General features: G+C 33.5%; 14 protein-coding genes. All 14 read left to right on the plus strand.

The window, feature by feature from the left end; translation table 11 throughout:
* Positions 1 to 160: 160 nt before the first annotated feature.
* The 14 genes from AC19MX_RS05940 (at position 161) to AC19MX_RS06005 (ending at position 14,578) form a co-directional block, all read left to right on the plus strand.
* Positions 161 to 1,345 (plus strand): phage major capsid protein, encoded by a 1,185-nt coding sequence (locus AC19MX_RS05940; protein ID WP_498297016.1) that lies wholly within the window; start codon positions 161 to 163, stop codon positions 1,343 to 1,345.
* Positions 1,346 to 1,388: 43 nt separating this feature from the next.
* Complete coding sequence (locus AC19MX_RS05945) at positions 1,389 to 1,895, plus strand: head-tail connector protein (RefSeq protein ID WP_498297018.1); 507 nt, start codon at positions 1,389 to 1,391, stop codon at positions 1,893 to 1,895.
* Positions 1,896 to 1,903: 8 nt separating this feature from the next.
* Entirely contained in the window at positions 1,904 to 2,218 is a 315-nt protein-coding gene (locus AC19MX_RS05950) for a phage head closure protein (protein WP_498297020.1), read from the plus strand.
* A 2-nt stretch (positions 2,219 to 2,220) separates the two neighbouring features.
* Positions 2,221 to 2,772, plus strand: coding sequence for an HK97-gp10 family putative phage morphogenesis protein (locus tag AC19MX_RS05955; RefSeq protein ID WP_498297022.1), 552 nt, complete (start codon positions 2,221 to 2,223; stop codon positions 2,770 to 2,772).
* Entirely contained in the window at positions 2,769 to 3,137 is a 369-nt protein-coding gene (locus AC19MX_RS05960) for a hypothetical protein (protein ID WP_498297023.1), read from the plus strand. Before AC19MX_RS05955 ends, AC19MX_RS05960 begins: the two co-directional genes overlap by 4 nt.
* Before the next feature lie 20 nt (positions 3,138 to 3,157).
* Positions 3,158 to 3,592 (plus strand): hypothetical protein, encoded by a 435-nt coding sequence (locus AC19MX_RS05965; protein WP_498297025.1) that lies wholly within the window; start codon positions 3,158 to 3,160, stop codon positions 3,590 to 3,592.
* Positions 3,593 to 3,683: 91 nt separating this feature from the next.
* Entirely contained in the window at positions 3,684 to 4,073 is a 390-nt protein-coding gene (locus AC19MX_RS05970) for a hypothetical protein (RefSeq protein ID WP_498297027.1), read from the plus strand.
* A gap of 23 nt (positions 4,074 to 4,096) precedes the next feature.
* Positions 4,097 to 4,435, plus strand: a complete 339-nt coding sequence (locus tag AC19MX_RS05975; RefSeq protein WP_498297029.1) for a hypothetical protein — start codon at positions 4,097 to 4,099, stop codon at positions 4,433 to 4,435.
* Positions 4,436 to 4,518: 83 nt separating this feature from the next.
* Complete coding sequence (locus AC19MX_RS05980) at positions 4,519 to 7,461, plus strand: hypothetical protein (protein ID WP_498297030.1); 2,943 nt, start codon at positions 4,519 to 4,521, stop codon at positions 7,459 to 7,461.
* A gap of 1,227 nt (positions 7,462 to 8,688) precedes the next feature.
* Positions 8,689 to 9,267 (plus strand): hypothetical protein, encoded by a 579-nt coding sequence (locus AC19MX_RS05985; RefSeq protein WP_498297032.1) that lies wholly within the window; start codon positions 8,689 to 8,691, stop codon positions 9,265 to 9,267.
* Entirely contained in the window at positions 9,267 to 9,986 is a 720-nt protein-coding gene (locus AC19MX_RS05990; protein ID WP_498297034.1) for a hypothetical protein, read from the plus strand. Before AC19MX_RS05985 ends, AC19MX_RS05990 begins: the two co-directional genes overlap by 1 nt.
* Positions 9,986 to 10,408 (plus strand): DUF6950 family protein, encoded by a 423-nt coding sequence (locus tag AC19MX_RS05995; protein ID WP_498297036.1) that lies wholly within the window; start codon positions 9,986 to 9,988, stop codon positions 10,406 to 10,408. The genes AC19MX_RS05990 and AC19MX_RS05995 overlap by 1 nt, the downstream gene beginning before the upstream one ends.
* A gap of 14 nt (positions 10,409 to 10,422) precedes the next feature.
* On the plus strand, positions 10,423 to 13,971 hold the full coding sequence (locus tag AC19MX_RS06000; RefSeq protein ID WP_498297038.1) for a phage tail tip fiber protein: 3,549 nt from the start codon (positions 10,423 to 10,425) through the stop codon (positions 13,969 to 13,971).
* Between the two features lies 1 nt (position 13,972).
* Positions 13,973 to 14,578, plus strand: coding sequence for a hypothetical protein (locus AC19MX_RS06005; RefSeq protein WP_498297039.1), 606 nt, complete (start codon positions 13,973 to 13,975; stop codon positions 14,576 to 14,578).
* Positions 14,579 to 14,618: the final 40 nt, after the last annotated feature.

Below are 14,618 nucleotides of genomic sequence, written 5' to 3' on the forward strand. Positions count from 1 at the left end.
CACTCAACCGTCTATCCAGACAACGAATAAAACAAATAATAGTCTTTTTCTAGCGGGATGCTAGCACATGACACTCTATTACATTCAGCGCGATGCTGAACATATAGATGTTATTCATTACAAGTTTATTCAAATTCAAATAATAAAAGGAACATTCTAAATGGAATTAGAACAACTAATGGCGGCTGTTCAAGAAATCGCTGCTAAGAAAGATGCATCAATTGAAGATATTGCTCAAGTAAAAACACAACTACAAGCATTTGAAGCAAAACACAATGAAGCATTAGAAACAAAAACATCAGCTTTAGAAGCTGAATTCAACGCATTAAAAGAACAATTCTTAGACATGGAAGCTAAAGGAGCTTATTCAATGGATCACGCACAACCACAATTAAATATTAACGCAGCTATTAAATCTTTAGCAATTGCTAACCCACAAGCTGACATTCTTTCAAAAGGTTTAACAACTGCTGATCATGCTTCTGCTGGTGTTACTATTCGCACTGAATACGAAGCAGGTATTATCAAGCCACTTCGCGAACGTTCTGCATTTTTAAGTTTAATCGGTTCTAAAACTGTTCAATCAACAGACTTCAAACGTTTAGTTAAAATCAATGGTGCTGAAATGCGTTGGGGCGGTGAAAACGTTGCTAATGGCGCAATCGCTAGCACTGGAACACAAGGCTATGCAGAAGTAATGGGAACATATGGTAAAGCAGAAGCTTACCCATTTGCATCTAACGAAATGCTTCATGATGCAGCTTACGATTTACAGTCTGAACTTTCAGAAGCTGTTGTAGAAGAAATCTCTATTGGTGTTAATGATGCTGCTTTGAATGGTGATGGCGTTAAGAAGCCTAAAGGTTTACTTGCTCACACAACTGGCGCAGCACATGAAAAGTTTGAAGTATTGACTGTAGGTGCTTCTGGTAAGCTTGCTACCACTACCGCTGCCGCTGTTAAAGCTCTACGTGATATCGCTCGTGCTCTTAAAGCTGGTTATCGTCAAAATGCAGTATGGCTAATGAACGAAGAAATGCGTGATACTTTAGCTGGTTTTGTTTACACAGACGGCAAGTCAATCATCAATGAAGACGTTACTGAAATGCCTGATGGTAAGTTACTTGGTAAAGCAATCGTAGTTGATTCAGCTGTTCCAGCTGGCACTATCGTTTACGGTGATTTCCAACGTGGTTTCACTTTCTTATCTGTAGAAGGTATGACTGTTCTTCCTAACCCTTACTTGGCACCAGGTAACGTTCAGTTCTACCACTCTATGCGTGTAGGAACAATCGTTGGTGACGTTCAAGCAATCAAGATCGTTAAAATCGCTGGCACTGTTTAATCTAACAATGGGGCAGCAATGCCCCTAATCATCAGGAACTTATATGATTACAAACATACAAGAAATAAACAGTGAGCTTCCTGTTGATTTGTTTGAAGCTAAACAACACTTAATGATTGATCATGATTTAGATGATTTATACTTAATAAGTTTGATACAAGCTGCGACAGCTATTGCAGAGAACCAAACTAACAGAAAACTTACTTTACACGAATCAACGTTGTTACTAGATAAAGCTTATGGCACTGTCCATTTGCCTTACGGTAACACTAAAATAAAAACAATAAGAGCAAAGGGCGAATTACTAGATAATATATCTGATTATATCAGTGGATCAAATCTAGTTGTATTTCGTAAACCTGCCATAGATGTAGAGATAGTTTTCTTGTGTGGTTATACTGTAGATAGCTGTCCAGCTGATATCAAAGCTGCTATCAAATTGTTAGTAGCAACAATGTATGAATCTAGACTAGATATTACTTTTGGTGTTCAACAATTTAAATCTCATTTGAGTTCAACGACCATATTGAACAAACACAAATTATATTAGGAGGTTATATGATTAACTTCGGACGATATAATAGTATTATTGAGTTTTATGTAAAAGAAGAAACAATAGATGAGTTTAATGACACTAATGAAACATTAGTTCTTTATACAACAAAACGTTCTCGTGTATTAAATAAATCCACAACCGTTACCCAAGACAACACACCCTCTACAGTAGAAGTTATAGAAGCCAAAATAAGATACCAATCTGATATCGACAACAACATGATACTCCGATTCAAAGGCGTTGATTACGAAATCAAGTCTGTTGTTGATTACGATCATACTAGAAAAGAACTTACTATAACCGCTGTAAAGGTGTAATTATGATTACATTTGGACTAACTGGTTTCGATGATTTAAATAAAACACTTACTGAACTTGGTGGTGTGCTTGGAAAGAAAGCTGCTAGAGCAGCCGCTAAAAAAGCAATGCTACCAATCAAAGCAGAAATAGAACGAACATCACCATTCGATACAAAAGATGATGGTATACATTTAAAAGAAAACTTTAAAATCAAAACTTCTGGAAGAACTAAAAAACACCAGAAAACAGGTGATGATGTATTTCTTAAATGTAGCGTTCAGACGTCAAATAAAGAAGTAGAACAATATGCTGCTTTAGTTGAATTTGGACGAGGTGAAGTGAACATAGAACGAACTAATGCTTTTGGAGTGAATACAAATCCATTTAAATTAAAAATGAAAGCTATTCAATCTAATCCATTTATGCGAACAGCACTAAGAAATAATGCTGAATCTGTTGCTGATAACTTTGCACAATTACTAACTGATGAAATTATTAAAATCGTTAATAATAAAGCCAAAAAAGAAGCAAGGATAAAAGCAAAAGAAAAGAAACTCGGAGGTAACACTTGATTGAGTTAATAATCGCAAAGAAACTAAATGATTTAGGTTTAAAAAACTTTCCTTATGAAGCACCTAAAGATACAGATCTTCCTTATGTTGTATGGCACTCAAACGGATTAAAAAAACATAAAGATTTTAGTTCAACAAAACACAGAACAGCAGATATTCAATTTAATGTATTTGCTAGGACTTACAAAGAATCAAAAACTATACAGTATCAATTAATAGACTATTTTGAAGAATTAGATGAAGTTAATACACTTAATGAAAAACATTACTCGCTAATATCATCTTTAAATAACGCAATTGATTTATTCAATACTGAACTTAAACAAACTGTCGTTGATATAAGTATCGAATACTTAATCTCGTAGTAAAAAAATGGAGTTATAACATGGCTGGATTTTCAACATCTAAAGGCACAATCGTTCACTACAATTTAACTGGCTGGAATAAAACTGCTACTGAAACTGTTACTAAATTTACAGAAGTTTTATCATTTAGTGGGTTAGATATTTCACGTGAACTTATTAAAGAAATTAACTTAGAAACAGATACTGAAGTTACTGGTTCAGGTAAAACTGTTGTTTCTGACATTGAGATCGCGTTTCGCGTAGCTAGTGCTGACACTACTACTTACAAACTATGGTTCAATGCTTTAACAGCTGGCACTGACCTAACACTTAAATGTTTCTTACCACTTGGAACAGGTGTTACTTTCTTAGCTAACGCAACATTAACCAAAGTATCTACACCTATTGAAGCAGGTGGTTTTTTACATATTACTTTAGGTTTCTCAGTAGCTGGAACGCCTACACTTTTACCATAAAAGTTTCCTCTGGTGAAGCCTGCGATAACATCAACGGCTTTATTTTTTAAGGAACTAAATAATATAAACAATCATATCAGAGGAACAGAATATGAGCTTAGCATCACGCATTCAAGCAAAACTAAAAAGTAATCCATACGAATTATATTTCGAAGAACTAGATGAAACTGTATTTTTATATCCACTAACAGTTGAACAACAATCAAAATACTTACAACTAAAAACACCTATAAAACGAAAAGTATATTTACTGACTAGTGTTATTACTTCAAGTGATCATGAGTATATTGCTGCTAATGAAAAAGAAGCTCTAGTCTTACCTGAAAATATGGTTGTTTTATGTGAAACGGTTATTAACATGCTAACACAAGGCTGTAAGCATTCTGTTGTTAATAAATTAGTTGATAATTACATTAGTTCAATTAACCCAGACTTTGAACCTCATGTTATTACTGAGGACGAACAAAGCCCAAACCTATAAGGGAGTTATACACTAACAAGGAATTGTTATTAAAGCACAGAGTTTGTGATCGTTTAAATAAAACATTCACTGAAATAGATGATATGCCTTATCCAGAATACCGAAGTTGGGTTGCTTATATATTAAAAGAACCTACTGATGGTTTAATTCAAGCTCGTTACAATGCAGATTTATATGCTTTGATGTTGAATATTAATAGAGATCAAGAAAAGAGTCCTGAACCTGTCAAACCAGATGCAATTTATCCTTGGTGTAATAACGAACTCCCTGATTATTTAAAAACAGAAGAAGAACGTAAAGCAGATGAAGATATACAAAACGCAGAAGCTTTAAAGTCTTTACTGAATTTATCCAAATTATAAGCCTAAGGCTTACCCTCTAGCCTCGCAATTGCGGGGCTTTTTTATATCCAAAAAAGAGAAACTTTAGTTTCCAAGGAGTATATATGGCAAAGAGAATCCAAGCTGCTCAGATTTCTGTGGATTTGATAGCCCGTAGTAGTTCATTTAGTGAAGCGTTAGATAAAATCCAACGTGACGCAGCTAAATCAAGCAACGGTGTTATTAAATCTTTAGGTGCAATGGAATCTGCATCTAAGTCATTTGAAAAGAAAATGAACGCAGCTTTATGGGCACCATTTAAAGCATTTAAAACAGCAACAGCACCATTAACAATCGGCCTTAAACAAATACAAAATTCATTAGCTAACGTTTTGCGTCCTTTTAAGAATTTAGCTGTATATGTAAGTGGCCCTTTCGTAGCTTCATTTAATCAAGCAAAGAAAGCAGTAACTTCAATTGGTGGTGTGTTAGTTGATGTAACTAAAAAAGCAGGTCTAGCAGCTCTAGCATTAACAGCTGGTTTTGCGGCAATGATGATTGGTTCTGTTAACTCAGCTTTAGAGATTAACAAATTAGCTAACAAACTAGGCATTACTTATAAATCACTTAATAGTATTGGTTTCGTTGCTGCTTCTGTAGGTGTGTCTACTGAACAAGTAGCTGATTCAATGAAAGACTTAACAGCAAAGATTGAAGATGCTGCTTATGCTGGATCTGGTGCATTAGAACCATTCTTTACACGCATTAATCAATCAGCTTTAGAGTGGAAAAAACTAGACCCTGCTGAACAGTTACTTCGTTTTAGTGAAGAACTTTCAAAAATGGATTATCAATCTGCTTTGTATTGGGCTGATGAAATTAATGATTCAATGAGTGACATGGCTCCTTTGTTATATAAAGGCCGTGAATACTTTGAATCAATGCGTAAAGAAGCTGAATTGTTTGGTTCAAGTGTTAATGGAATAGATGGATTAAAAGAACTATCTACTGTTGCAGGTCGAATTCAATATACATTAAGAAATATGTTCAGTGGTATTGCTGGTCATTTTGCACCTATTTTACTTGCTGGTTTCGATAAAGGAATGGAACGCTTTAAAACTTATGTCGCTGATAGTGGTGGGTTTGAAAAAGTTATTACACATTTTAGTAATAAATTACTTGATACTGTTGCTAGTTTTTTAAATTCAATGCAAGTTTCATTTAATTTTATTAAAGATACTTTTGGTTCTTTTATTGAATTCAATAACAACTTAGTAGATACATTTGGTGGACAAAAACGTTTATCAGGTGATGTTAGTGAACCTAGACAAAAGTTAATAGATACAGCTGATAGTGATTTTAAAGATTCACAAAGAGCACAACAACGAGCAGATGTATTAAACCAGCAATTAAAACAACTTCAATCAATCAGCACATTAAGAGCAGATTTTTCTAACGAAGATCGTGTTGCTCATTTTCAACGTGTAGAAATGGTTAAGCAGCAACTTAAAGAAGAACAAAAGATTGCTGATTTATATGATTATAGATTAGAGCAATACAATGAACAAATAGACTTAGCTAATAAAGAACGTGCAGCTAAACCAAAAGAAGAATTAATTGGTGATAATTTTAGAACATATACTAAAGATTTAATTGGTTCATTTAGTGGTGGTTCTTTAGCTCTAGATCCTAAACAAATAGCAGCATCTAACGCACGACAACAAGCTAACAACGACGCAGAAGCAAATATGATGTCTGTGTTAGGAAAAGATTATAAAGGGCAAGAGCTAGCGTTAAACGCAGCTAAAACAACACAAGATCAAATGATTGAAATGTTGCGAGCACAACAAGATAAATCAATGTCTATCAATGAAGCTTATGATAAGAAAAAAAGCTTATTAGACGAAACATCTAAATTCCGTGTAGCACAACTTGAAGCTGATAAAACTTATGCTGTTGAAATGGGTCAAGTTGATCAACTTGCTTCTATTCAAAAAAGAATAGATGAAGAGAAAGGTTTAAATGAACAAGCGTTATTAGGTTTAGAAGCTAATCGTCAAAAAGAATTGTTTATAAATGAACAGCAACAACAATCTTTAATAAAATCTAATAGAGCATTTAGACAAGCACTTTTACAAATTGATATTGAGAATGGTTTAAAGAAAGAACTAGCTTATTCATTAGCGCTTGAGCGTGAATATGATTCTTTAGAAAGCTTCTATGATCGTGAGCTTAATTCAATTATCAATAGTAATACTGCTGAAGTTGGTGCTTACCAAAATATGCTTGCTAAGAAAGAAGAAGCATTAAAGAACTTCTACGCAAAAGCATCACAACTTGAAGTAGATCGTATTAATGAAGAAGCTGCTAACCGTGACGATACATTATCACAAACATTAGGTTATTTGGATTCTGATTATAGTGCAAAAGCAGATCACCAAGTTGGTTTAAGTGATATGCGAATGAGTGATATTGATAATGCATCTTCTACCGAAGAATATATTACTAACATCACCACTAACTCAGCTGAAACAAGACAAGAAGTAGAAGCTAAACAACGTGCTAACCAAAAAGCAGGGACTATAAAACTTGCTGGTGATTTGTTAGCAGAAGGTGCTAAGAGCAGTAAGAAAATGTTCGAGCTTAATAAAGCTATGAACATAGGTAACGCAGTAATGGATACATATACTGGTGCGACTAAAGCGTTTGCTCAGTGGGGTTGGCCTTATGGTGCTGTAGCTGCTGGTTTAATCACAGCCGCAGGTGTTGCTAACGTTGCTCAAATTAAAGCACAGAAATTCTCAGGTAAAGCTCACGCGGGGCAAACTGAGATTGATGGAACAGGTGATCAGTCTTGGATATTGCAAGGCGGTGAACGTATTGTATCAAAAGAACAGAACGTTGATTTAAAGAACTACTTGAAAAATGCTGAGAGTAAATCAAATGAATCAAGTGGTGTTGCTATATATCAAACCAATACTATCAATTCAAACAAAGACGCAGATGCTATTGAGTTGTGGATGAATGAAAATCCACAGAAACTAAGAAAGATATTAGGGAAGTTATAAGCTCTAATGCAAGAGACAGCGCTCTAACGCGCTCTAAGGCGCTTTAAGTAACAGACAATAGCAATATAGTGCTTGTATTACTAAAAGGCGTTAGAAAGCGTTGTCGTGCGTTTAAAGGCGTTTTAAGTAGTAACACTTACTAGTATTAGTATTAGTATTAGTATTAGTGCTTATATTGGTATTGCAAAACAGAGCAAAGCGCTGTAACGCGCTCTAAGGCGTTTTAAGTAAAAGACAATAGCAATATAGTGCTTGTATTACTAAAAGGCGTTAGAAGGCGTTGTCGTGCGTTTAAAGGCGTTTTAAGTAGTAGCACTTACTAGTATTAGTATTAGTGCTTGTATTTGGTTGTAGTGCTTGTATTGCTTGTATTGCTTGTAGTGCTTGTAGTGCTTGTAGTGCTTGTAGTGCTTGTATTACTTGTATTGGTATTTGTATTATAAAACAGAGCTAAGTGCTTTTAAGTTGTTGAATTTAAATAAGTAATTGCAAAATGCTAGATTCGTTTATATATATATATATGAAAAACTAACATTTCGTCACTTGTTATTTAAAATCAAATACTTACAACTACTTATTTTGCAGTGCTTACTATTATTGGTTTAGTGCTTGTAGTGCTTTAGTGGTTTTAGAGCTAAGTGCTTTTAAGTTGTTGAATTTAAATAAGTAATTGCAAAATGCTAGATTCGTTTATATATATATATATGAAAAACTAACATTTCGTCACTTGTTATTTAAAATCAAAAACTTACAGCTACTTATTTTGCAACACTACTAAAGCAACTACTAAAGTAACTACTTCACTTCTAGCAAAGCGCTCTAACGCGCTCTAAGGCGTTTTAAGTAAAAGACAATAGCAATATAGTGCTTGTATTACTAAAAGGCGTTAGAGGGCGTTGTCGTGCGTTACAAGGCGTTTTAAGTAGTAGTTGTTGTCTTAACTTACTAATAGCAACTACTTCTAGCAAAGCGCTCTAAGGCGCTTTAAGTAACAGACAATAGCAATATAGTGCTTGTATTACTAAAAGGCGTTAGAGGGCGTTGTCGTGCGTTTAAAGGCGTTTTAAGTAGTAGTTGTTGTCTTAACTTACTAATAGCAACTACTTCTAGCAAAGCGCTCTAAGGCGTTTTAAGTAGTAGCCTTAATGCTTTTATTTAAAACACATTTCCACTCATGCTTTCGCATCAATCTATTCGATAAATACATAACAACAACGAGGATATATAATGAAACAACTACCTCTTTCAACAAAGCTTTTTATCAGTGACTATGAATTAACATCAGTTACACCTGTTTACCGCAATGTTACTAATACAGGCAAGACTTCAATGAAATCGCAACAATACCAATATTACAAAGGTGATGTTGAAGTTACTTGTATTGGTTATAGTGAAGTGAAGAAACTTATTGCTTTTGGACAATCATTGAATGGTGGAATGGAATCTATTCAGTTAAAACTACCAGTAATGAAATCAAATAATACAATCACAGGAACACCTGCATTAAGTGTAGCTTACAACAGAAACACAGATAAAGTTGTAATCAATAACTTTACTGGAACAGCATCAGCAGGTGATTACTTTAATATTCAAAACGATCCTAAGCTTTATGTCCTGTTAACTACAGGTCAAGCTGGTGATGTATTTGAAATAGCTCCATCTTTAAGAAAAGATCAAATAGCAGGTGCAAGAATATCATTTGATGCAGTGCTTACGGTTAAAACTGATGATGAAGATTTTAGTATTAAACCAAACAAAACAGCTAAATCAACACAGCTAACAATTAAATTCACAGAGGATTTATAATGGGTTCAAGTAATAAAAACAAAAATGTTTTAAACAACGAACGAAACGCTCAGTGGTTAATCTCTAGGTATGAAAAACTTGAGGGTATAGCTGCTGGAACATTAAGAGAACTTACACCTACACAAATGATTAAAGTAATGAGCTTACCTACACCTTTACTTACATTTGAATTCCAAACTCTACCATCTTTATACTTAACAAGTTGGCATAGTGATATCACTTATGACAATAAAGTATTCAGAGCATCAGCTGATTTAATCAAAGGTGAAAAGATATCAAATACAACTGAATTACATAACGATGGTTCAAGTTATAAACTAAGCGCAATTAGAGATGATATTCTACAAATCCTAGAAGCTAAAGAAGCAAAGAATGCAAAAGTAATTACACAAGCAGCAATCATGGATGACAATGGCAACTTAGCTTTTGTGTTAGATGTTGATGTTGGTATTGTTGATGCAAGCACTTTAGAAATTGATCCTAAGCGTGGTTTAAAAGAGATTACATTAAAAACAAATTCAATCTATAAACGATTAGAAGGTGTTAGTGGAACTCGTTTAGCAGCATCAGCACAACGAGCTTATTATCCAAACGATTCAAGTTTCGATTACATTACAGATGAATACATTCAAGCAGCTATAGAGCAAGCAGAAAAAGATGCACAAATCAAAGCAGCAGAAGCAGAGGCTAGAAGTAAAAAATCTTGGTGGAGGCGTTAATGAAAATAATCTATTTAAATAAGTTGATTAAATACGTAGAAGCTAACAAAAACAAAAAAGTAGAGATTGGTTTAAATGATTGTAATGTTATTGCACTTGAAGTGATTGATTTATTACTAGAAACAAACTATTCAGTAATCAAAGGGCAATACAAGTCATACAAAAAAGGACTTAGGTTAGCAGATGAGTTATTTGGTTTTACTTTCATAAGTGATCTACTAGCTAGCATAGTAACACCAATCGATAATCAACTAATTCAAGTTGGCGACATATTAGTTAAAAACACCGACTCTTATAGTTGTTGTTATATCTGTATAGGCAAACAGTTCTTTGTATCTAATACAGAATCAAAACAAACCGAAATAGTAAATCTTACACTTGAAGAACTTAATGAATTAAAGGCGTATAGATTACTTAATTGATAAAAGGATTTATCATGGCAGTAACAAAACATTCAGAAGTAGTAGTCCCATTGTGTTATGGGGAATCTCGCGTAGACGGGATTAAGATATTTGAAGATAAAGTTGAAATCAGTAATAAAGAACAATACTTGTGTATGGTTTATGTTATTGCAGAAGGCCCTATTGCTTCATTTAAAAACGTAAAAATTAATGACGAAGATTTATTTGTTGGTTCATATCAATCTGGTGTTATTGGACAAGCTGATATTTCAGCTAAATTCAATAAGCACATTCAAATAGAACTTTGGAATGGTCACACAGATGGGCGTCACATTAGTTTATTTGATACTACATCAACTAAATGGAAAGCTGATTCTACGCTGAATGGTAAAGCTGCTATTGCTTTGAAGATTCGTTTAGGTGGTGAGATTAAAGACGAAAACGTTACGTTAACTTCATTCGTCAAAGGTCGTTTAGTTCAAGATATACGTTATCAATCTAATGAAGAAGTTTATGGTTATACAAGTGGCGGTGGTGTATATGACTCAGTAACCGAGCCTGGCACAAACCCAGCTTTATGTTTATACGATTACTTGACACACACTAGATATGGCGCGGGTTTCACTGCTGTAGACTTAAATTTAAATAGCTTCATTGAAGCTGCTAATTGGTGTGATGTTAACTTAATTCGATGCAATGGTGTTATTGACCAAGCTGAAGAATATAAGAAAATCATTGAAGCTTTATTGTTATGTTTTAGAGCTAGTTTGACTCGTTTAAATGGTGTTGTTCATTTAATGCTAGATGTTCCAGCAGTATCAGTTCAGCACTTTGAACTTGAACATACTATTAATAAAATCAAAATCGAATATCAAGCACAAGACAAATATTTCAATCAACTAGAAGTTACTTATAATACTTTATATGAAGAATCAGATACTGCTTCTGTTTTATATCCACCTACTAATGACGATCCATTTATCCTTAAAGATAATAAAGTAATTAAAGAAGATATTAGCTTACCATTTACTAATTCAAAAGCAGAAGTTGATTTGCTTGCTTCAATGATTGTTCGTTCAAATTTAGAACAAACAGAAATTGAATTCGAAACAGTAGAAGATGGTTATAATGTTTCAGTAAATGATATTTTTACTATTACATTAGATGAAGCTGGTTGGGTTAATAAAGCGTTTAGAGTTGTTGAACACACTAGTGATATTTTTGGTGATAATCCTCTTACTGTTAAAATCAAAGCTCGTGAATACACTTCAGAAATATATGATTTAGTTTATGATGGTGTTGTTATTCCTACACCTACTAAAATCAATGTTCCAAATCCATCTAATTTACAGTTTAATTTTGAAGATAGTAAATTCGGTATCACTGGTAAACTAACTTGGGATCAGAGTTTAACTACATACGAAACTCATGTGATGTATAAGTTATCAGCAGAACCAGATACTGCTTTCCAACGTTATACTATCGTTAAAACAAACGAAGCTTTAATTACAGATTTAAAGAATACTTATTATGATTTCTATGTCGTTAACCGCGATATCTTTAATAGATCAAGTGAAATCTGTTATTTAAGAAACGTTAACTGTTATGATGCTACTGTTTTACCAAAAGTAACTAACTTACAAGCACAAAGCGATTCACCTGATTTTATCTTTACTTGGGATAGTATGCTTGAGAAAGATATTAAAATAACAGATCCTAAAAATCCATCTACTATTGGTTCAGGTAAAGTTAAAGACGTATTCTTAGGATATGAAGTTGAAGTGTATGTAAGAAACGTTTTAGCGTTGACTCGTATTGTAACTGAAAACAAATTTATATTTGATTATGATACTAATACTAAAAATGGTATAAGTCGTAATGTTACTTTTAAAGTTTCAGTCGTAGCTAAGTATGGCGCACGTTCACCAGTAAACACAATCAACGCAGTAAACTATCAACAACAAGTGCTTTCAGGTATTGAAGTGTTTGGTGGGTTGTCTGGTATTACTGTTAAATTCGATGCACCTACAGCTAATGATCACAGAGGTGTGTTAGTTCACATGTCTAAAACTCGTGATTTTACTCCTTTAAGTAATAATATTTTAGTTGATTTAGTTGCAACAAATTCAATACATCAACCTGTTATTGATGACGGTGTTTATTTCTTTAAACTTGGTGCATATGATTGTTTCGGTAAAGACTCTATTGTATACAGCGCACAATTTGAAGCATCAGTTCAAGATGTAAATGCAATGCTACAAGATATTAGTTCAGATCAATTATCAATTGATTTACTTAATACGATTACAGGTAAAGCAGATACTTCTACTGTGGATTCTAATTTGTCTTTAGTTAAAACAGAAGTTAAATCAGTCACTGATGACTTACAAGCTAAAGTTACGCAAACCACTAGTGCATTAGCTACATTAGATGGACGGTTAAATTCTACTTGGGCATTAAGTTTAGACTCAAATGGCAAAATAGCAGGTATGGGTATTGCTAATGATGGTATTACTAGTTCGTTTAGTGTCTTAGCTGATAGCTTTAAGATATACGCTAATGGTGCTGATAATGCAGTGTTTGCTGTAGATAATGGGAAGCTTATTGTTAAGACGGCACATATTGGTGAGTTAGATTCAGCTAACATTAAAGCAGGTTCTATTGATGCAAGTCATTTATCTGCTTCTGCGATTGAAGCTACTAAAGCAACAATTAATATAGCAGACATACAAGATGCTACTATTGGTTTTGCTAAAATTAAAGATGATATTAAATCAACTAACTTTAGTTTAAACAACGCAGGATGGCAATTAACTAAAGCAGGTGCGTTGAATGCAGTAGGTGTTAATGTATCTGGATATATATTTGGTTCACATATTAAAGGTGGTTTAGTTGAAGGTGCTGTTGTGTTTGGTAATGAAGGATATATACAAGCAACAACAGCAGATACTGGAACGGGTGTTAGATTGGGTTGTTATCCTAGACTTCAATATGATGCGAGAGTATCTAGTATAGATGGTTGGTCGGATTATGTAGAAGTTCCTATGTGTAGCTTAGATTATACTAGCGCGGGAACTACTACAGTTGACAATATAACTATAGCTAAAAACTATTACAGATCTAGGACTAAATTTGTTGACGTAGTTGGTAAGATTGATATGGATTGTTCAAAAATAACAATTATAAGTAATAGAACAGAAGGTGTTACTTTTAATGTTCAAATAGATGTATCTTCTATTAACTCAGCAAACACAAGAACCCTAATAGCTCAACATGTATTAGTTGACGCTACATTATTAAAACAAGACGCTGATGTAACCCAAACACTACCTTTAAATAATGGGTGGGGTGGTAATATGGTTATTAGCTGGGGCGATGTATCGGTTACTGACGCAAACGGCAATACTAGGCAAGTAAGAAGAATCATTTCGTGTGCAATAACAATAACAAGTATGCCTAACAGTATAATGTATTCAGGAAATCAAAAAGCATTACAATTTAGATATTATGCTGGAGCTACTAATGCTTTTATTTTTACTGATGTAGTTCCAGCGTCTATGTCTTTAGTTGTAAAAGGACAATAAGATGATAAATTTAACAAGCAAAGAACAAGAAGTAATACTTAATATAGATGGTTATCATGACATTGCTTTTATTGGTAATATTTTAGATTGTTCAAATTACGCAGGTCGATTTTGTAAGCATAATAAAGAATTTACTTGGACAAATGGATTAAGTAAACAAATAGATCTACCTAAACCAATAAACCCAAAAGCTAGTTTGTATTACTTAGGTGAGTTTTTTGACAACAAATTACCTAGTGATGTTAGACCTAATACGGGTTTAATAGTTATAGTCGATGATCACTTAGATAGATTAAATGCTACATTATTGTTATTAAGCAGCATTGCTCCTAGTATTCGTGTTCAAATACTTAAAGCTAGAACATCATTTGGTGTAACAGAAGAACAACTTAAACTTAATGATTCAGACAAACTTGTAATAAGAGAACTTGAAAGGATGTTTCTATTAGGTTCTTCATTAAACTTAGAACGCGAGTTGTTACGTAAACAAGTTGATGATAAAGAAACATTTGAAGAAACTTATACTTTATATGAAAAGAAAAATAAAACTCAAGAAGAACTAGCATTAATCAACTCTAATGTTGTGCAAGCCGTTTTAATAAAGTAAACATAAATAGTATATCACTTCCATAATAAAAATAACGAGG

This window comes from Shewanella sp. MF05956, from assembly GCF_059758055.1.